Here is a 19,847-nt window from a genome sequence, read left to right as displayed (position 1 = left end):
ACTTCACATAGCACTAACGTGCTTGTAATGTTGTTATGATAATATGTTAATGGAATCGCTACTGACTCCCCTACAGCTTTAAATCCTGCAAAGTGAATAACTGCTTCAATTTCATTTTCTTCAAAAATTGCGTCAAGCGCTTCGCGATTTAAAATATCTTCTTTATAAAACTTAAATTGTTTTCCTGTTATTTCTTTCACTCGATTTATAGATTCTACCGAGCTATTCGAAAGATTATCCACTACTATAATTTCGTAACCGCTATTTAGTAATTCTACACATGTATGACTACCAATATATCCTGCTCCACCTGTTACAAGTATTCCCATAATTAAACCTCCAATATTATTAAACCTTAATAAAAAAGAAAATCATTTATCCTTTATTAAAACAAATGATTTTCTTCTCACAGATTTTATTTAGCTATGAAATAATTCGTTACATATTGAGCCCAAACATCATGACCTTTAGCACTTGGGAAACCAAATTCTTCTTGTAAGTACGGTAAAATAGCCTTTGTTGTTGCATCCGGCCATGCTCCCCAATGATCAATATATGTATAATTATTTTGCGTCGCAAATTGTTTTAATGCTTCAATCGATTTCGGATAATTCTTCGCACCATACACTGGATTTGATGGTTGAATCATAATCGTAGCACCCTTTGCACTAGTAGAAAGTGCTTGAACGAACTTCTGTGTATTCACAACAGAGTTTCCATTACCAGTTTTACCGTTATCAGTAATAAACGGTGGTTCAAATAAAATCACATCTGGATTCTCTTTTGCAATCTCTTTATCACGTTTATTCGTAATTAACTCTTCTGTGCTTTCACCCTTATATTCCTTTACAGTCACATTCCATAAACCTTTACCGTAAGCAGTTTCTAAATTCGCAGTTAACTTAGCTGCCCAAGCACTTTTTTCAGATGAAGAAGCTTCGTCACCAACAATAACAAGGTTTACTGCCTTTTTATCCTCAGCGGCTTTCTTTAACTTCTCTTTCACTGCATCTGGCAAGTTCTTCGCGTATGCCTCATTAAAAGATGATTTCGCATCTTGTTTTTTTTCTTCCTTTTTCTCTTCTTTCTTTGCCTTGCTATCTTTTACTTCAGCCTTTGTTTTCGTTACTTCACTCGTTTGTCCTGTTGCATTCGCAATCTTCTTATTCCAGTACAATTTACCGCTCACAATCGAAGCTACAAACAATACAAAAATAACAAGGACAAGTACTGCTTTCTTATTCATCGATTCACCTCATCTATTAATCTCACAACATATAATATTAATATAAATCCATGCAAAAATAAACCCAACTCCTTCCAAAGGAGTTGGGTTGTTACATATTACTTAGTTAATTCAAGATGCGCTTTTAATTTATTCGTTAAATCTTGTTTTGCTGCATCTGGAACATAATAGTACCAAATACCATCGGCGGCTTTGTGGCCGTCACCTGGGATTTGAATCTCTTCACTATTCTGCATGCAATCTTTATAATTCTTTTGAATATCAAACATTTGATCTTGCGTTAAACTTGTTTTTACGTTTTTCTCAATTGCTTTTAATACATCACCGTAGCTTGATAGAGACGATACACTTGCGCCCTTTTTAATTACAGCTTGAATAACTTGACGTTGGCGCATTTGACGACCGAAGTCACCGCGTGGATCTTCATAACGCATACGAGTATATTTTAAAGCTTTTTCACCATCTAAATGAATTTCACCTTTAGCAAAGTGTGTATCCCTTGATGTAAAATCTAAATCGTTATTTACATCAACGCCACCAACAGCATCCACAATATCTTTAAAACCAGCCATATTCACTTCAATGTAATGATCGACTGGTACATTAAGAAAATTCTCCGTTGTTTTTACAGCCATATCAATACCACCAAAAGCATAAGCATGGTTAATCTTATCTTTTTTACCTTTACCAATGATTTCTGTATAAGTATCACGGGGAATACTTGTAATCTTCATTGATTTTTTTTGAGGATTCAAAGTAAATAACATCAATGAATCAGATCTTGATGTTTCACTTTCTCTTTGATCTGTTCCCATTAATAAAATAGAAATAGGCTTTTTATCTGCAACATCTACTTTTTGATCACGTTTTTCAGACTTATCACGTTCTAGCGGTTTATGCACCGCATCTAAAGTATTAGATACATTAGAATAAACGCTATATGCATATGCACCACCTGCAACGATAAGAACACCAACAATACCTAGAATCCAAAATATAATTTTCTTTTTCATATTTTATACCTTCTTTATATTCTTATAATCCATTTCATATCTTAATTTATCAGTTATCTATTAAAGTAGTCAATCTTATATTGTCAAAATTTATTTACTTCCTCTACGGACCAACATATTTTTTATAATCTGGACACAATCCATAAAATACTTATCCTTAAGTATTCCCAATGAAATAAAATAAAAAATAACACTACCTATTATAGTAAATACAGATGAAAATATCCCTTTAGGGCTAAATATTATATACGGTACTACAATTGTTATAATAGATATAAAGCAATATGATAAGTAATTCTTTGAAAACAACCTAGAATTCATACCCAATCTTCTTAAAAAGAAATAATAAACCACTAACTTAGAGAACTCTGTTAATACAAATGTAATCGCTGCACCAACGACAAAATACTTTGTTGTCAAAATAATATTTGCAATAACATTAATAACTAAGGCTATTATCATGGCATATATGGATATATGTTCTTTGCTAGCAGAATACAAATAATATGCATAAATTGCTACCAGTGGCATTATTACTAAACATACTGATGTAATTTGTGATACTATTATAGCGCCTGAATAAGATTGCCCAAAGAGAGTATTTATTATTAAATCTGAATATAAAATAAAACCTATGCACACTGGTATTGAAACAATGCCTAAAAAATGTCCACTCTTATTTAAGATTTTCTGCTGTGAGCTATGGTCATCATTGCTATTCAAATAACTAAGCCTTGGTAATAATACAGCAAACGCATTTGAAACAATAGCTACTAACATTGTTGTCATTTTTATACCCACATTATAAACTCCTAGTTTTGCCTTTACAGCAATGGTTCCTAAGAGAACTGAATTTAATTGTAATGTAACTGTACTTATAAACGAAATGACTAATGCTAAAAGCACTGGTTTTAGGTGGTTTTTTAAAGATAATTTTCCTTTTTTCAGTTTAACAAACTTTAATAAATACCAACTGTTTAAAGAGGCCGTCAGCATAAAACTCCCCAAATTTAATACAACATATAATAGGTAATCATTTTTTTCTTTGATGAATATAAATACACAAAGAACAAAAATAATTTTCACCACAAGATCACGTGTTGTAATATATTTAAATTTTTCTATACCCACAAAAAACCATTGAAAAGTAAATAAATTAGTTAACATTGTTAATCCCGTAATAAAGAAGATGAGAAATTCACTTCTCATTTCTGTATTATTAAATAAAAACGCTCCGTATAAACACAACATAATAATTGTCAATACTAGTTGTATAATAAATAATTCTTGAAATTTCAAACTTAGTTTTTCTTTATCATTACTAACTATAGCTATTTCACGTGTTGCATATCCAATTAATCCTGTTCCCGCAAATACGGCAAAAATAGTTACTATACTAGTTGCATAATTAATAGTTCCATAGTTTCCTGGTCCTAATACTCTTGAAATATAAGGAAAAGTTATAAAAGGTATAATTAATAATACTATTTGATTTATAAAACTATAAATTGTATTTCTGGTTAAACTACTCATGATTTATGACACATCTCTCATGTTTAATATTTTCTGCACTTAGTTCTCAATTAAAGAAATTACTTTTTTCATATTTTCTCGATTAATTGTTTCAACCTCTATACTTCCTTTACTTGCCCTACATTTAAAGGAATGAATATCGCTAGTTAACTGCTTTACCCCTTCGATAATACCTTCTGTTGTATTATCTACAATCAAACCATACTCACTTTCACCAAGTATGCTAACCGTTCCAGTCCTTGTTGACACCACTGGAACCTCTAAAAGAATTGCTTCTGCTACAACTAAGGAATACCCTTCAACTCTCGATGAAGATATAAAAAACTCACTATTTTTAATATACTTATATGGGTTTTCTACAAAGGGTATAAATATAACATCTTCCCCAATCCCTAGGTCGACTGCTAATTGTTTTAATTTATTTTCTTCATAACCACTACCAATTATAACTAATTTAAAATCCTTAATCTTATCCTTTTTTCTTAAGATCGCATATGCTTTGATTAATCTATCAAATCCCTTTTCTTTCACTAATCTTCCAACAGAACAAATATATTTAAAACTTAGTTCGCATTTTTCTTCAGCTAATGTTTTAATACGTTCGCAATCTATGAAATTTGGAATAATAGCACTACCATTATGTTTTTTATTAAAGTATGCATTATAGCCTTTTTCCGATTGTTCTGATACAAAAACCATATTATCCAAACTATCGTATATTTCTGTTTCTATTGAATAGTTTTTAAAAAAGTTTTCAGCATGGTTGTGTCTGCTTAAATCTGTATGAATCCATCCGATATGTTTTCTAGATTTAATATGATCTAAAGAAGAAGATATTTTAATAGGTAACCCTTCAACAAAACCAATCTCAACATCATAATTTTCTTTCAAACGATAACTCATTATTTTTCGTATATAATTTGCATCAATCTTTTGGCATAACTTGAAAAAATTAATTATGATAAACCGATTTAAAATTCTATCACTAATTCTTCTTGAACTGGCACTTATATTAAATAAACTAACATGCTTTACTTTTTCTGAAAGTTGATTATCTAATTTATTTTTACAAAAGGTAAAAACAGTCACAGAATAATCTCTATTCCTTGATAAATTATTTGCAACATCCACTAGAACTCTCTCTGCTCCACCTGCACCTAATTGCCCTATAATAAATAAAATTTTCTTCAAATATTTCCCCCCTATTACTCATCGGCATTCAATAAATACTCTTAAGATTTCTTCTAATAATATATTTTCATTATAGATAATAGTAACTTTCCTTTTTCTATCGCTCAAGAAATTCAATAATTCCACTCAGCTTGTGCTGATTTTGGTCTAATACCATTTTCTTTCCAGATAATGCTTTTGTTGTATACAATGGTCTATTACATATTAATTCTTTCATACCATCTATAATTCCATCTGAATTATTTGGAACTACTAAACCGAATTCCCCAGCATTTAAAATTGTAGCCGCACCTGTATTAGTAGCAATCACCGATTTTTCAAGAATTAATGCTTCTAAAACAACTGTAGGGTAACCTTCTACCCTTGAAGATGAAACAAAGAATTCACTATTCCGTATGTACTTATATGGATTTTTATTGAATGGTATAAACAGAATATCCCCTTCTAGTTTTAAATTTGCAACAAGGTTCTTTAAATCATTTTCTTTCTTTCCACTACCTATTATCACTAATTTAAGATTATTTATATGCCCTTCGTCCTTTAGCCTATAATATCCCTTAATTAAGCGATCGAATCCTTTTTCATCACTTAATCTACCAACACTACAAATATACTTAAAATCTAAATTTACACTTTCCTTAGATAAAGCTATAATTCGCTCTATATTAAGAAGGTTCTTTATTACATAGAGATTATTATGATTATCAATATGATTAAAATATTCTAGGTACCCTTCTTTACATAACTCAGATACAAAAGCTATCTTATCCATTTTCGAATAGCTATCCATCTCTTCAGATTTACTTTTAAAGTATGATTTACAATAATTAAACCGATTTAAATCTGTGTGTATCCAACCTATTTTTTTCGAATTACTTTGCGATACAAATTTTATTGGAAAGCCTTCTAAGAAAGCTATTTCAATATCAAATTTCCCTCTTAAAAATTGATTTAAGAAGCTCCTCATCCTTGCTGGACTCAACATTTTCAATAACTTAAAAATTACTTTAATTTTTATTTTTGAAAACATGTCCTGATTAGCTAAATTTACTTTAACCAATTTAACATGTTTTATTTCACTATCTAATTGATCATCTAATATGCCGCTTCCAATTGTAAAAAGGGTAATATTGTATTTTTGTTGTCGATTTAAGACATTCATTAAATCTATTAATACTCTTTCTGCTCCTCCACCACCTAGATAAGGGATGACAAATAATATATTTTTCATTTTTTAACCTACCATCAATAGAATTTAAATCCATCTAGAAACAAGATAATAACTAATAAATTATTTTTTAGTTATCTTTAATGTCTATTTCCTTTAAAAATCTATAAAATCGGGATTCTATTTTTTCCCATTCATAATACTCAACAGTTGCTGCTAATTTTAATACATTGTATTTAGAGATACCTTCCAAAACCCTTTCCATCCCATTAACAATGCTATTTATATCGTCATTAATCAGTATTCCGTTTGTACTATTAATAATTTCTGCATTAGCTTTTGTATTAGTACCTATACATACAATTCCATTAATAATATATTCATATGTTTTAGTAGGAGGTTGTACGTCATAGTAATCTGTAATTGGTACATAAGAAAAACCTACTGTTGCTTGTCTGAAAAGATCTCTTATTTCATCGTGGCTCTTTCTACCATGATATTGTATCTTGTCTTTATTTTCTGCATCATCTATTGCTCTTATAACTTTTTGTTGATATTTTTCCGTATATGCAAAACCAACTATATCAAATTGGGTTTTTATACCCTTACCTACTCTTTTACAAAAAATATCATACGCTTTAATAACATTTTCAAAATTTCTATTCTCAAATGTCCCCACATATAGAAATCTAATCTCACCTTTATTAAGCTCTTTTTGGCTTATATCAACAATGCGGTTTGCTCCTAAAGGTAATAACGTATACTTTGGTATTTGTAATTTTTTTGCTAACAAATTAGAAATAACTGTAACATGATCAAAAAACCTTGTAGACCACTTCATGGCATTATCATAAAAACGTCTTTTCTTTTCACTGGCAAACACAGCACATGTTCGAATATCCATTATCCATTTTGTTCCAGGTGTTATTTTTTTCATTAACATTGGAATAAGACCACAATATTCAATTGTTCCGCTTATAATAATCCAATTATATTCTTTTCTATTTTTCATAATATATTTAATTATACCTAAATTATATTTGACATAATTAATAAATTTATTTTTACTACGTGATACATATTCCAAATTAACATTATTCGGAATTTTCACTTTAGCGTTTCCGTTATCGAAACAATATATATCAATCTCTATATTTTGATCAGCTAAATAATCAACCATTTTCAAATAATCCGTGTTATATCCATATTGACTCTTTGGTACAAGTAAAATTTTTTTCATATTTATTTACCTCTTATAATTTCCTGCATCTTTTTAATTTCATTAATAAAAGGTAGCAAATAAGCATTTTGCTACCTTTTACTAAAAAATTATTCTAATTTACGTTTTGACGGATTTCACATCAGTTAATTCCTCATTACTATTCAAGAAAACTTTGATTATTAAATAAGAGAACCAAAAAACAGGAATTATCTCCCAATAATAAACATTATCAACCATAAATAATATTGTCGTAGCTAAAAAGAAGCCTATCGTTCTCTTATCAATTTTAAATAAATTGTAGAAAAAGAGACAATAAACAAGCAAGAATATGCTACCACCTATAATTCCGTAATCGAGAAATTCATTTAAAAACACATTATGTGCGCCTTGAAAATATGTATTTATTCTATATAAATACCAATTGTCTATCACTCCATAAGGATTTTGTTTTAAAAGATCTAGTGCACCCTCCCAAATATATTTCCTTGAGCCCCAACTACTTAAATCTCGTATATTTGAAGTATAATTTAACACTAGTAAACTACATATAGAAGCTCCCAAAATTGTAGCAAAAGCAATAAGATATCTAAAATATTTGTTAATTTTTTTATAATTAATAAACGTAACTATTAATGCCGCCATCGCTACAAGAGACATCATCGAATTTGTAAGTACAACATTAATGGCTAATATTATTATTCCAATCCAACGTATTTTCACATCTAAATATGGATTAATTTTTAACAAGAACATTCCTGTTAGACAATAAAAGGCATACTTTGTTTTTTGTGAGAATATTGATTGCAGCCTAACTTCGTTAAAATAATGCATCATGGTATTCTCATCATACGTGGTGAAAAATGGCGAAGTAAAAGTAATATTAATTCCATAGATTCCTTTAATATACAAGAAAATACCCATTATTCCCATAATAATTAATATATAACTAAAGATTCTAGCGAATCTAATCGAAAAATCATCTGTCCACTTAAAAAAAACAAGAATAAATATAAATGTTATAATATATAAATTATTTAGATATACTTTATATATAGATTTATTCTCAATTCCCATATATAACCCTATTACTAATGTAAATAGCATATACACCATAAGTGCCACTATCATTGTCAATTCTTGTTTAGTTATATTAATCTTTATGCGTTTTACCTTTAATAAATTAAATAAGGTATACATAATATAAATAAAACATATCAAAGCAGATGGGTATACATATATATTATTGAACTTATTTCCCATAATAAGAAAATAAGAAAAAAAGAATACACTACCTACAATTATTTTATTCATTACTCTATTCCTATCTATTACATTCACTTGGAGTTTTACAGTACTTTCAATTTTACGTAAAACCAAAATAAATATAATTTCCTTTTTTATCTTTCTTATTTCCGAAAAACTAATTTTATTTCTATATTATTTTACTAGCTATAAACACAATAGCCTAACATTTCTTCTCTTTATGCTTATATCTCTATTATATGTACCTTTAAAATTTATAATAAAGAAATACTCACTAAAAATTATTAACTAAAAAGTAACTTATTTATTTTTTATTATTTCCTCGTATAATAAATAAACCTTCTCCAAAGAATTATATACATTATATTTTTCAGATATTTTTTTTGTGTTATTTTCACCAAAAGATTCCATATTATGTGGATTATTTAATAAATAAATGATTTTATCTGCTAATTCTGTTACATCTCCCGGTTTTATCACAAATCCATTATCTTCTTCTACAACAGAAGCAATAGAACCAACATCGGTAGATATAACAGGTAAACCGTAACTCATTGCTTCTAATATAGACATTGGCATGCCTTCATTATAGGATGGTAGTACATAAATGGCACTTTTTCGATAAATTTCTTCTATCTTAGTCTCATCTGATATCCAACCTGGAACAACAAACAAATCCTCTAATTCCATTTCAGCAATTTTCTTTTTGACCTTATCGATTTCTCCATCACCGGCTAAAACAAATTTATATTTGTTATCTATTTTTCCTTTTAATTTAGCGCCTACCTCAATCAAATCATATGTACCTTTTCTTTGAGAAAGCACTCCCATTGTTGTGATATAAACTGCATCCTGGGAATTGCTGCTGACGTTTTTCGGAAAAACTGCATTATCTAAAGAAACCACTTTCGCTGTACTAATTGATTTATAGTATTCTTTCCACTGCTCTCCTAAAGCTAATATCACGGTTACCTTGTTTAATGCATCCACAATATCTTTCTTTCTTTTATCCGAACTTTCATTATAAAAATCTTTAAATTGAGAGCCGTGCATATGTAATACAATTGGAATACCATTCTTATGCAACATCTTTATAATTTTACTTTTTCGAATAAAACTTCCTCTATACGACATATGAATATGAGCTATATCATATTTATTTTTTAGTATATTAAGTTTAAAGAACAACTTTACATATTGAATGATAAAATAAACTATATTTACAAAATGATTACTACCATAATAAGTTGGAAAATATTCTAAATCAGTTTTCTCATTAAGGCCCGCTTGTATATAGTTCTTTACCACTCTGGTAATCCCACCTGTTACACGTATGTGAGATCCAATCATGATAACTTTCATTCGCTCACCTATTTCTATATATTTTTAGTTATATGTATTATAGAGTCTTTTTTAAAAACGTCTCAAGTATATCAATAATATTACTAGTATTAGATTGATATTTTTTGAAATTCATTTCTTTCACAACATCTAATGATTTTTCTAGTTCTTTAACATCTGAAATTCCATATATTAAGTTTGAATTTGTGAATTGCTCAATTATTTCAAATTGGTGATTGTCTACATGTTCACCATATTCTACAGTTCGAGGAACACCTATTACTTTCTTTTCTTGTTTTACCCCGTTTATAATAGAACCTGTTCCTCCATGAGTAATCACTATTTCACTTTTAAACATTAAATCCAAAAATTCTTCTTTATTTAAAAATTTCTTGTATGAGTAATAACGTGGTTCGTATGTTGAATAACCAATTTGAGCAAACACTTCATCTGGTTTTATTTTTTTTTCTTCAACTAAACGATCAACTTCTTCTAACAATCTATTAAATTGGAATTTTTGGGAACCTACTGTTACAAAAATCAATATATTCCGCCTCCATAAGTTGCATCTGGATAAAATTGTTTCATATCTTCCCATTGCACTAAGAATAAATCTGCATACTTATACATCAATTTACCTGTAATAGTCGGTGAAGTGATTTTAGAGAAGGATTCTATAAAAATTAATTTCTTCTTAAACAACTTAGCTAATAAACACATGGGCACTGTCGCTAATGCTCCAGTAGAGATAACAACATCCGGTTTCTCTTTCAATAAAATAAATATAGACTGAAAAACTAAAATAATAAATTTAAAAAAGAAGGAGAATTCCCTTCTATTAATTTGAATGACATCATAAGACTTAATGCCTTTTGAATTAAATTGGTAATTTGTCTTCTCTGTCAAAATAAAACTATCATGATCTTTCATCATTGGATGTAGCATCATTAATTGCTCTAGATGTCCCCCTGATGAAGCAGCAAAACATATTTTCAATATTCCCCCTCCTTCATATACCTTATATAATTACTACTAACTTTTTTACAAATCTCTAGTTAAAAATTACAATTTAAACTAAACCCTTACACTGCTTCTTTTAATAGCTTCTCTTCCTACTGAAAAATAGTTTATATCACTATTCTTCACAGCTTCAATTCCAAAACAATTTCTGCCATCATATATATTTGGATCTTTCATTTCTATTCCAAATTTTTCTAATGGTATAGATTTAATTTCATCCCATTCTGTTAAAATAAATACAATTTCTGTATCTTTAATCGCTTCTATTACTTCATTCACATATTCTATTGTACTAGGTAAGATTTTCTTTGCATTATCAATTGCTATTGGATCATAAGCTTTTACATGTGCACCCATTTCTATAAGTTCTGGGATAATAACTAATGAAGCTGCTTCTCGCATATCATCTGTATTAGGCTTAAAAGTTAGTCCTAATATACCTACTTTTTTTCCTTCTAATGTCCCAAAATCCTTTATAGCCTGATCAAGTAACTTCCTTTGTTGCTTATTGTTAAATTGAATAACCGAACTTAACAAGCTAAAATCATAGTCTACATTTTCTGCGATTTTTTTAAGTGCCTTTGTATCTTTTGGGAAACAAGAGCCCCCATAACCAATTCCAGCTTTTAAGAATTGATTACCAACACGGCTATCTAATCCCATTCCAAGGGCTACCTTCTCTACATCAGCACCTACTTTTTCACATACGTTAGCAATTTCATTAATAAAACTAATTTTTGTAGCTAAAAATGCATTAGAGGCGTATTTAATCATTTCAGCACTACAAATATCGGTTTCATATATAGGAATACCAAAAGGTTTATTAACCTTACGCATTACTTCTAATGCTTCATCACATTCAGCACCAATTACAATACGATCACCGTTGAATATATCATAAACGGCAGATCCTTCTCGAAGGAACTCTGGATTTGATACTACCTCAATTTTAATACCTTCCACTAATAACCCTTTTAATCTATCTTTAATATAATGATTAGTTCCTACAGGTACTGTACTTTTTGTTACTACTATAATATCTCGTTTTACATTTTGAGCAATTTGTTCTATAACTTGATTAACATAAGTTAAGTTTGCTGTTCCATCTTCATTTTCAGGAGTACCTACCGCTATATAAATGACTTGAGCTTCCTTAAATGCTGTTAGATGGTCTGTAGTAAAATTTAAGCGTCCAGCCTCGATGTTTTTCAGCATTAACTCATCTAAACCAGGCTCATAAATTGGTGATTGTCCATCTTGCATTTTCTCCACTTTTTTTTCATCCATATCAATACAAGTAACACTATGTCCTACTTCTGATAAACCTACACCTGTCACTAGACCTACGTATCCAGTCCCTACTACCGCTATATTCATATTAAAAATCTCCCTTGCAGACATTTTATACTTAAATACAAGTTAGTGTACCAACTACCACTTTTTAAATCTGACCTATTAATTGAACTATTCATCAATAGGCATCTTTTGAACCAACTAAAACTAATACCGTCTTTAATATTAACTTACAATCAAACCTAATATTACGCTTTTTAATATAAGTTAAATCTAATTCCACCATCTCTGCAAAACCAACACTATTTCTCTCTGTAACTTGCCATAGTCCTGTACAACCTGGTGTAACAAGCAATCTCTGTTTATCATACAAAGTATATTCTTTTACCTCTCTTGGAAGCGGTGGACGCGGTCCAACTAAACTCATTTCACCTTTTAGTACATTTAATAATTGTGGTAATTCATCGATACTCGTTTTCCGAATAAACTTGCCAATTTTCGTGACACGGGGGTCTTCTTTCATTTTAAACATTGCCCCTGATACTTCATTATGTTCTAATAAATCCTTTAATCGCTCTTCTGCATCTGTCACCATGGAACGAAATTTATACATTCCAAACTCCTTTTCATTTTTCCCAACACGAACCTGCTTAAAAAGAATGGAACCCTTAGGATCTTCTAACTTAATAAGTAACGCTATAACAAGGAAAACAGGAAAAAGAAAAATAAGACCGCATAATGAACCTAATATATCTATTACACGCTTCATAAATAAATAAAACACACTCTGATTTATCTCTTCAGCAACAAGCATTCTTTGTTCTTTTACAACTCCACTTGATACTTTAGTTAAGGCCAATGCCTTTTCACCTCACTTTAAATATGTACATTTTCTTTTTTTACAAGTTCATTCATATAACTTATTAAATCTTCCCTTAAGGATTCATGTTGAAGTGCCATCTCAATTGTCGTCTTAATAAATCCAAACTTCTCCCCAACATCATAACGAATCCCCTCAAAGTCATAAGCAAACACACGCTGAATTTCATTTAATCGTTGAATCGCATCTGTTAATTGAATTTCACCGCCTGCACCTGTTTGTTGATTCTCTAGAAACATAAAAATTTCTGGTGTTAATACGTAACGACCCATAATAGCTAAGTTTGATGGTGCTGTTCCTTGCTCTGGCTTCTCTACAAATTGACGTACTTGATAACGTCGATCATTTTGTTCAACTGGATCGATAATACCGTAACGATGCGTTTCATTTTCTGGTACTGTTTGTACACCTATAACAGATGATTGTGTTCCTTCATATTGATCCATTAATTGACGCAAACATGGCGTTTCTGCTTGCACAATGTCATCACCAAGTAATACCGCAAATGGTTCATTTCCAATAAATTTACGTGCACACCATACTGCATGCCCTAAACCCTTCGGTTCTTTTTGTCTTATGTAATGAATGTTAATTTTTGAAGAAGCTTGTACTTTTTCAAGCATTTCATACTTCCCTTTTTCTAAAAGGTTTTGTTCTAGTTCAAATGAATGATCAAAATGATCTTCAATGGCACGTTTACCTTTTCCAGTAACAATAATAATATCTTCAATTCCTGATTCAATCGCTTCTTCTATTATGTATTGAATTGTTGGTTTATCAACGATCGGTAACATTTCTTTCGGCATCGCTTTCGTTGCTGGTAAAAATCTTGTACCAAGACCAGCAGCTGGAATAATTGCTTTTCTTACTTTTTTCAATTATACTCCCCCTATAAATCTATTTATTTGTATGTAACAATAACAAAAACCCTACCTATAGAGTCATTTTTATAACTCCATAGGTAGAGTTTCTATTACAAATAAATTATGGGCATCTAACCCATCCTCACGCCATACTCCCGACGACAAGCGTCTAAGGTAGGCATGAAATAAAATTTCTACCCACAGCACGACCGAGTGCCCCCGTTGATAACGGTTAGGAGACATCACCAATTCTTTATTTAAAAAATACCGAATAATTTTTTGCGACGAATTTGTTCTGGATCTTCTTTATAAATTGCCTTGCCGCTAATTAATAAGTACGGATTTTCTTTCAAATCACTCATAACATTCATCCCGAATTCTTTCTCAATTAATTCATAGCTTTCCGCTAAATGAAATCCTCTTGAAGTTGTGTTATGTGCATCTGAAGCGACCATATGTGTTAAATTATGTTCCACAAGCTGTAGTGAGAATTTTTTAATTTTTTTGCCAAACTTCCCAAGTAAACTACCTGCTGTTACTTGCGTTAATGTCCCTTTATTTACAAGGTTATATAACTTATCTGGCCGCTCAATTAACTCGGCATTACGTTCCGGATGAACGATAATTGGAATCATTCCCTTAACGCGCAGTTCATATAATAGTTGTTCAGCATAACGAGGTACGTGATTCGATGGAAATTCAATGAATATATATTTATTTGTTTCATTTAAAGTAACAATTTTACCAGTTTCATAGTCTTCTAATAAATCACCATATAATCTGACCTCTTGCCCCGGTAAAATAGTAAGCGGGATATTATGTTGTTGTAGTTCATCATTCAGTTGTTTTACTCCATGAATAATTGAGGTACGTTCATTTATATATTTTCCATTTTGATGATGTGGCGTTGCGACAATGGTATGTATTCCTTCTGAAACGGCTTGTTGTGCTATTGCTAAACTATCTGTTACTGTCTGTGCACCGTCATCGATACCAGGTAAAATGTGACAATGTAAATCTATCATTTGTTTCATCCTCCCTCTCTCATATAAAAATCTTTTTTCCCTTGAATATGAGAAATTTCTCATGTTCAAGGGAAAAAAGGAGATATGTTTCAACCATATCTCACTCTTTTAATTAGTTTGCACCGTAATAATAATATAAGCCTTCTTCACGTTCACGATCGTTTAGAACAACACCTAACAATTTACCTTTAGCCGATTCTAACAATCCCTTTGCTTTTACTGCTGTTTCTTTCTCTGTTGATTCACTACGAACAACAAGAATAGAAGCATCACATACATTTGCCATAATTTGCGCATCGGTAACAGCTAAAATAGGTGGCATATCAAAAATAACTAAGTCGTACATGCTGTATGCTTGTCCAAGAAGTTCTTTCATTGATTTTGAACCTAATAATTCTGCTGGATTTGGTGGGATTGGACCACATGCCAAAAAGTTCAGATTTTCTACAGATGTCGTTTGTACACATTTCTCTAAACGTTCACTATATGTTAATACATTCGTTAGTCCAAAAATATTATCTACTTGGAACATTTGATGCATCGCCGGCTTACGCATATCAGCATCAATTAATAATACTTTCTTTCCTTGTTGAGCAAACACAACTGCCATATTAGCTGTCGTTGTCGTTTTCCCTTCACTTGGATTCGCAGATGTTACCATTAATGAATGTAAATTCAAATCAACAGCTGCAAATTCAATATTCGTTCGAATATTACGATATTGTTCTGAAATTGGTGATTTCGGTTGTTGATGAGCAATTAATTGACGACGTTGACGATGATTCTTTTTCTTTTTAAATAAATTAAGAGCCAATTGTTTGTCCCCTCACTTTTCTTGATGATGGAGCGTGTGATTTTACGTTCAATGTTTCTTCATCCATACGAGCGACAATACCTAACACTGGTAAGCCAAGTAAGCTTTCTACATCTTCTTCTTTTTTCACTGTGTTATCTAAGTATTCTAGTAAGAATGCAAGACCAATTGAAGCCATTAAACCAATAACGAAAGCAATTGCTACATTTAACATTGGACGTGGTTTAATTGGAGATAGATTTTCTGCAACTTCTGCTTTTGATAACACTGTTACGTTATCAACACTCATAATTTTAGCAACTTCACCTTTAAACACTTCTGCAGTTGTATTAGCAATATCACGAGCTAGTTTTGGGTCTTTATCTTGCGCAGTTACCGCCACTACTTGTGAGTCTTTCTCATTAGCTACTTCAATTTTATTGTTTAGCTCTTGTACTGTTATATTTAAACCTAGCTTTTCTTTCACTTGATCCAAAATAACTGGGCTTTTAATAATAACCTTGTATGTATTTGTTAATTGAATATTTGTTTGTACCTCATTGTATTGAATAGCTGCACCTTCTTGCTTCTTCTGGTTAACAAGAATCTGCGTCGAAGATTGATAGATTGGTGTCATAAAGAAGAAGCTAATGATAGCACTTACTATAGCTGCACCAAATGCGATTACGAGGATCATTGCTAAACGTTTTTTTAAGATATGAAATAACTCTTTTAAACTAATTGTTTCTTCCATAAGTTCCTCCAACTTTCTAAAATTTACACATAGGAAAAATTATAACATATAATCTTACATTTTTTTATTTTAGTAATATCTATGTACGATTGTTATTTAAAAACATATATAATCTTACAAAATAATCTTAAATATGACAACACATTCCATCAATTCGCCAAAAATTCTATTGCATTTTGTTTCCTTATATTTTAATAATAAATTTTTAAAAACCAAAAAAAAAGTTAGCGAAAAATTGCTAACTTTTAAAAAATACTATTTCATACATTATTTTCTAATAATATCCATACGGCTCTTGTTCTTCTCTTTTATCGTTCAATATAACACCAAGTAGCTTTCCTGACGCTTTATCTAATATTTGTTTCACTTTTATTAGTTTATCCTTTTCAGTTTTTTCACTTCGTGCTACTAATACAACACCATCGCATTTATTAGCGAGTATTTGTGCATCCGTAACGGCCATTACGGGTGGTGTATCAATTAGAACAATGTCAAACATCTTATATGCCTCTAGAAGCACTTCATCCATTTTACGATATCCAAGTAGCTCTGCTGGATTTGGTGGGATTGGACCTGCTGACATAACATATACGTTCTCTATATCCGTTTTTTGAATACATTGCACAAACGAAGTCTGTCCTGATAATAAATTCGTTAATCCATTTGGACTATATGTAGCGAATAAATTTTGCAATGTCGGCTTACGTAAGTCTGCTCCAATTAACAATACTTTTTTTCCTTGTTGGCCAAAAACAACCGCTAAGTTTGCGATTGTCGTTGTTTTTCCGTCACCAGAATCTACTGAAGTAACAATGATGGAACGAATATGGTTATCTACAGATGTAAATTCAATATTTGTACGGATATTACGGTATTGTTCCGCAATGCGTGATTTAGGCTCTTTATGAGTAATTAGTTGTCTTAATGGCTTTCTTTTTTTTCTCCCGAACATATTATGATCTCCTTTTTTTCAAAATACAACATTTTCCCCTTTTTTCTTTTATGCCCGATATGCTACGCAAATTTTTTATTTACTTCTACCGTTAAATTTCTCCATTTCTTGTCTCTGTAATCCATCATAACTAATCAGAATAACCTTTGTCCTATCTTATACCTTCTATAATGTGACAATGATATCTCTATTTTTATCGCGTTATCATTTATCTTAATTCCAAGATATTTATAGCGTCATCATATACAAATTTCCATTTACTTATAGTTAAAATTCTGGTTATTATTAATTTTAAAACTTCTAACAAAATAGTAATAAAAAAATCCTTCTGCACATGTAGAAGGATTTTTCAGTACTATCTATTCTTTTTTATCACCAATCGCAAATGTAATTTCTGCCTCACATGCAACTTCACCATCTACTGTTGCGATTGCTTTTCCTTTTCCAATTGGGCCGCGTACGCGTGTCATTTCTACTTCTAGACGAAGCTGATCACCTGGGCGTACTTGTTTTTTGAAACGGCAATTGTCGATACCTGCAAAGAAAGCAAGTCTTCCGCGGTTTTCTTCTTTCTTTAATACTGCAACTGCTCCGACTTGTGCTAATGCTTCTACAATAAGTACACCAGGCATAACTGCATAGTCAGGGAAGTGTCCGTTAAAGAATTCTTCGTTTGCGGATACATTTTTAATCCCAACCGCTCTTTTGCCTTCATCTACTTCTAATATTTTATCAACAAGTAAAAATGGATAGCGGTGAGGAATGATTTCTTTAATTTGTTCTATATTTAGCATGTAACAATCGCCCCTTTTGTAATATTGGTCTTACCACTTGGACATATTGCTATTATCCCATTTTGTTTATTGTTTGTCATTACAAAGTAACATTTTATATTTAGCACAACTTCCTAAAAAAAATGCACACACTCTATTCCATTAAAATAGTTGCACATTTTTGCAACTGACACGGAGGTGGAAAGGAGTGTATGCCCAAATTAGGGAAAGGCAATATGTATTGAAACATTATTTGCCTTAATGTCGTATTCGACTCATTATATTATAAACGTTTTCAATTAAGGAAATATTAAATTTAACCATATATATGAATATTTTACCTGTTTCCTTCACATTTCTCTATTTTCCTTCCATTTTCGCAAAAAATCAAAATAAAAAAATATAAAAACGAAAAAAAAGAACTAAGGCATTAGCCTTAGTTCTTTCAAATTATCTCAAAGCACGCTTTGGTAATCTGTCGATATTCTCTAACATAATACCTGTACCAACCGCAACGCAGTGCATTGGATTTTCAGCAATTAATACTGGTACTTTTAGTTCTTCTGCTAGAAGCATGTCGATACCGTGTAGTAAAGCTCCACCGCCTGTTAGAATAACACCGCGGTCGATGATATCTGCAGATAATTCTGGTGGTGTGCGCTCTAATACGCCTTTTGCAGCTTGTACAATAACAGCTGCATTTTCTTTTAATGCTTCTGTAATTTCTTCAGAGCATACTGTAATTGTACGTGGTAAGCCTGTTACCATGTCACGTCCGCGAATTTCAAGCTCTTCGCTACGTGCACCTGGGAATACTGTACCAACTTTAATTTTAATATCTTCTGAAGTACGTTCTCCGATTAATAGCTTATACTTACGTTTAATATAGTTTAAGATCTCCATATCAAACTTATCGCCAGCCATTTTGATAGAGGAAGAGGTAACAATATCACCCATAGATAGTACAGCGATATCTGTTGTACCTCCACCAATATCAACAACCATGTTACCGCTTGGTTGGAAGATTTCCATACCAGCACCAACTGCGGCTACTTTTGGTTCTTCTTCTAAAAATACTGTTTTACCACCTGAACGTTCAGCAGCTTCACGAATTGCTTTTTGTTCTACTGATGTAATATTTGTTGGACAACAAATTAAAATACGAGGTTTTGAAAAGAAGCTCTTTACGTCCAATTTGTTAATGAAATACTTTAACATTGCTTCTGTAATTTCGAAGTCTGCGATTACACCATCTTTAAGTGGACGAATTGCTACAATATTACCCGGTGTACGTCCCACCATGCTTCTCGCTTCTTCACCTACTGCTAATACTTTACCACTATTACGATCAATTGCCACAACAGATGGCTCATTTAATACAATACCCTTACCTTTAACATGAATTAATACGTTAGCCGTACCTAGGTCAATTCCGATATCTCGCGCAAACATTCCCGTTTTTTCCTCCTCGATATTCAAAATCAGGTTACACCCGAATTCTTTTCACCTAATTTCTG

Annotated in this window: 20 protein-coding genes; all 20 read right to left on the bottom strand. The window is 31.1% G+C overall.

Annotated elements, in window-relative coordinates; translation table 11 throughout:
• Positions 1-329: SDR family NAD(P)-dependent oxidoreductase (locus ACTFR3_RS23685; protein WP_440044847.1), on the bottom strand; the 329-nt coding region annotated here is incomplete at its 3' end.
• Positions 330-415: 86 nt separating this feature from the next.
• The gene (locus ACTFR3_RS23680) at positions 416-1,246 is read right to left on the bottom strand and encodes an SGNH/GDSL hydrolase family protein (RefSeq protein WP_048538365.1); all 831 of its coding nucleotides are present in this window, start codon (positions 1,244-1,246) and stop codon (positions 416-418) included.
• A gap of 98 nt (positions 1,247-1,344) precedes the next feature.
• The gene (gene tagU / locus ACTFR3_RS23675; RefSeq protein WP_000726823.1) at positions 1,345-2,259 is read right to left on the bottom strand and encodes a polyisoprenyl-teichoic acid--peptidoglycan teichoic acid transferase TagU; all 915 of its coding nucleotides are present in this window, start codon (positions 2,257-2,259) and stop codon (positions 1,345-1,347) included.
• A 90-nt stretch (positions 2,260-2,349) separates the two neighbouring features.
• A complete protein-coding gene (locus ACTFR3_RS23670) occupies positions 2,350-3,792 on the bottom strand; it encodes a flippase (protein ID WP_048538364.1) in 1,443 nt (480 codons plus the stop codon).
• 39 nt (positions 3,793-3,831) lie between these two features.
• The gene (locus ACTFR3_RS23665) at positions 3,832-4,983 is read right to left on the bottom strand and encodes a glycosyltransferase (RefSeq protein ID WP_063538132.1); all 1,152 of its coding nucleotides are present in this window, start codon (positions 4,981-4,983) and stop codon (positions 3,832-3,834) included.
• Between the two features lie 97 nt (positions 4,984-5,080).
• Positions 5,081-6,214, bottom strand: coding sequence for a glycosyltransferase (locus ACTFR3_RS23660; protein WP_139019815.1), 1,134 nt, complete (start codon positions 6,212-6,214; stop codon positions 5,081-5,083).
• Between the two features lie 67 nt (positions 6,215-6,281).
• Positions 6,282-7,391, bottom strand: coding sequence for a glycosyltransferase family 4 protein (locus tag ACTFR3_RS23655; protein WP_440044844.1), 1,110 nt, complete (start codon positions 7,389-7,391; stop codon positions 6,282-6,284).
• Positions 7,392-7,490: 99 nt separating this feature from the next.
• On the bottom strand, positions 7,491-8,684 hold the full coding sequence (locus ACTFR3_RS23650; protein ID WP_227751891.1) for an O-antigen ligase family protein: 1,194 nt from the start codon (positions 8,682-8,684) through the stop codon (positions 7,491-7,493).
• A 252-nt stretch (positions 8,685-8,936) separates the two neighbouring features.
• The gene (locus ACTFR3_RS23645) at positions 8,937-9,998 is read right to left on the bottom strand and encodes a glycosyltransferase family 4 protein (protein WP_153579379.1); all 1,062 of its coding nucleotides are present in this window, start codon (positions 9,996-9,998) and stop codon (positions 8,937-8,939) included.
• 37 nt (positions 9,999-10,035) lie between these two features.
• Entirely contained in the window at positions 10,036-10,521 is a 486-nt protein-coding gene (pssE, locus tag ACTFR3_RS23640; protein ID WP_000578429.1) for a PssE/Cps14G family polysaccharide biosynthesis glycosyltransferase, read from the bottom strand.
• Positions 10,518-10,973 (bottom strand): PssD/Cps14F family polysaccharide biosynthesis glycosyltransferase, encoded by a 456-nt coding sequence (gene pssD / locus ACTFR3_RS23635; RefSeq protein WP_000686464.1) that lies wholly within the window; start codon positions 10,971-10,973, stop codon positions 10,518-10,520. The genes pssE and pssD overlap by 4 nt, the downstream gene beginning before the upstream one ends.
• Positions 10,974-11,051: 78 nt before the next feature.
• A complete protein-coding gene (locus tag ACTFR3_RS23630; RefSeq protein WP_163092846.1) occupies positions 11,052-12,374 on the bottom strand; it encodes a UDP-glucose dehydrogenase family protein in 1,323 nt (440 codons plus the stop codon).
• 94 nt (positions 12,375-12,468) lie between these two features.
• Positions 12,469-13,149 (bottom strand): sugar transferase, encoded by a 681-nt coding sequence (locus ACTFR3_RS23625; protein WP_017656716.1) that lies wholly within the window; start codon positions 13,147-13,149, stop codon positions 12,469-12,471.
• A 17-nt stretch (positions 13,150-13,166) separates the two neighbouring features.
• A complete protein-coding gene (gene bpsC, locus ACTFR3_RS23620; RefSeq protein ID WP_048538356.1) occupies positions 13,167-14,048 on the bottom strand; it encodes a UTP--glucose-1-phosphate uridylyltransferase BpsC in 882 nt (293 codons plus the stop codon).
• A gap of 242 nt (positions 14,049-14,290) precedes the next feature.
• Entirely contained in the window at positions 14,291-15,058 is a 768-nt protein-coding gene (locus ACTFR3_RS23615) for a tyrosine-protein phosphatase (protein ID WP_440044843.1), read from the bottom strand.
• Between the two features lie 112 nt (positions 15,059-15,170).
• Positions 15,171-15,872 carry a CpsD/CapB family tyrosine-protein kinase gene (locus ACTFR3_RS23610; protein WP_017656719.1) on the bottom strand — a complete coding sequence of 234 codons (702 nt, stop codon included), beginning with the start codon at positions 15,870-15,872 and terminating at the stop codon, positions 15,171-15,173.
• Positions 15,862-16,605, bottom strand: a complete 744-nt coding sequence (locus ACTFR3_RS23605; protein WP_016111010.1) for a YveK family protein — start codon at positions 16,603-16,605, stop codon at positions 15,862-15,864. The genes ACTFR3_RS23610 and ACTFR3_RS23605 overlap by 11 nt, the downstream gene beginning before the upstream one ends.
• A 274-nt stretch (positions 16,606-16,879) precedes the next feature.
• Positions 16,880-17,557, bottom strand: coding sequence for a CpsD/CapB family tyrosine-protein kinase (locus ACTFR3_RS23600; protein WP_163092845.1), 678 nt, complete (start codon positions 17,555-17,557; stop codon positions 16,880-16,882).
• Positions 17,558-17,916: 359 nt separating this feature from the next.
• The gene (gene fabZ, locus ACTFR3_RS23595; RefSeq protein WP_000931959.1) at positions 17,917-18,351 is read right to left on the bottom strand and encodes a 3-hydroxyacyl-ACP dehydratase FabZ; all 435 of its coding nucleotides are present in this window, start codon (positions 18,349-18,351) and stop codon (positions 17,917-17,919) included.
• 429 nt (positions 18,352-18,780) lie between these two features.
• The gene (locus tag ACTFR3_RS23590; protein WP_000457978.1) at positions 18,781-19,782 is read right to left on the bottom strand and encodes a rod shape-determining protein; all 1,002 of its coding nucleotides are present in this window, start codon (positions 19,780-19,782) and stop codon (positions 18,781-18,783) included.
• Between the last annotated feature and the right edge of the window lie 65 nt (positions 19,783-19,847).

Origin of the sequence: Bacillus cereus group sp. MYBK14-1, assembly GCF_051916885.1 — a bacterium.
Lineage (GTDB): Bacteria > Bacillota > Bacilli > Bacillales > Bacillaceae_G > Bacillus_A > Bacillus_A cereus.
Note: the sequence above shows the minus strand (reverse complement) of the source record. Positions and strands in the feature narration are given on the sequence as shown.

What these genes read in the sequence shown, in the direction of transcription:
- ACTFR3_RS23680 (WP_048538365.1), bottom strand. Translation starts at nt 1,246, where the DNA reads ATGAATAAGAAAGCAGTACTTGTCCTTGTTATTTTTGTATTGTTTGTA.
- tagU (WP_000726823.1), bottom strand. Translation starts at nt 2,259, where the DNA reads ATGAAAAAGAAAATTATATTTTGGATTCTAGGTATTGTTGGTGTTCTT.
- ACTFR3_RS23670 (WP_048538364.1), bottom strand. Translation starts at nt 3,792, where the DNA reads ATGAGTAGTTTAACCAGAAATACAATTTATAGTTTTATAAATCAAATA.
- ACTFR3_RS23660 (WP_139019815.1), bottom strand. Translation starts at nt 6,214, where the DNA reads ATGAAAAATATATTATTTGTCATCCCTTATCTAGGTGGTGGAGGAGCA.
- ACTFR3_RS23655 (WP_440044844.1), bottom strand. Translation starts at nt 7,391, where the DNA reads ATGAAAAAAATTTTACTTGTACCAAAGAGTCAATATGGATATAACACG.
- ACTFR3_RS23650 (WP_227751891.1), bottom strand. Translation starts at nt 8,684, where the DNA reads ATGAATAAAATAATTGTAGGTAGTGTATTCTTTTTTTCTTATTTTCTT.
- ACTFR3_RS23645 (WP_153579379.1), bottom strand. Translation starts at nt 9,998, where the DNA reads ATGAAAGTTATCATGATTGGATCTCACATACGTGTAACAGGTGGGATT.
- ACTFR3_RS23630 (WP_163092846.1), bottom strand. Translation starts at nt 12,374, where the DNA reads ATGAATATAGCGGTAGTAGGGACTGGATACGTAGGTCTAGTGACAGGT.
- ACTFR3_RS23615 (WP_440044843.1), bottom strand. Translation starts at nt 15,058, where the DNA reads ATGATAGATTTACATTGTCACATTTTACCTGGTATCGATGACGGTGCA.
- ACTFR3_RS23605 (WP_016111010.1), bottom strand. Translation starts at nt 16,605, where the DNA reads ATGGAAGAAACAATTAGTTTAAAAGAGTTATTTCATATCTTAAAAAAA.
- ACTFR3_RS23600 (WP_163092845.1), bottom strand. Translation starts at nt 17,557, where the DNA reads ATGTTCGGGAGAAAAAAAAGAAAGCCATTAAGACAACTAATTACTCAT.
- fabZ (WP_000931959.1), bottom strand. Translation starts at nt 18,351, where the DNA reads ATGCTAAATATAGAACAAATTAAAGAAATCATTCCTCACCGCTATCCA.
- ACTFR3_RS23590 (WP_000457978.1), bottom strand. Translation starts at nt 19,782, where the DNA reads ATGTTTGCGCGAGATATCGGAATTGACCTAGGTACGGCTAACGTATTA.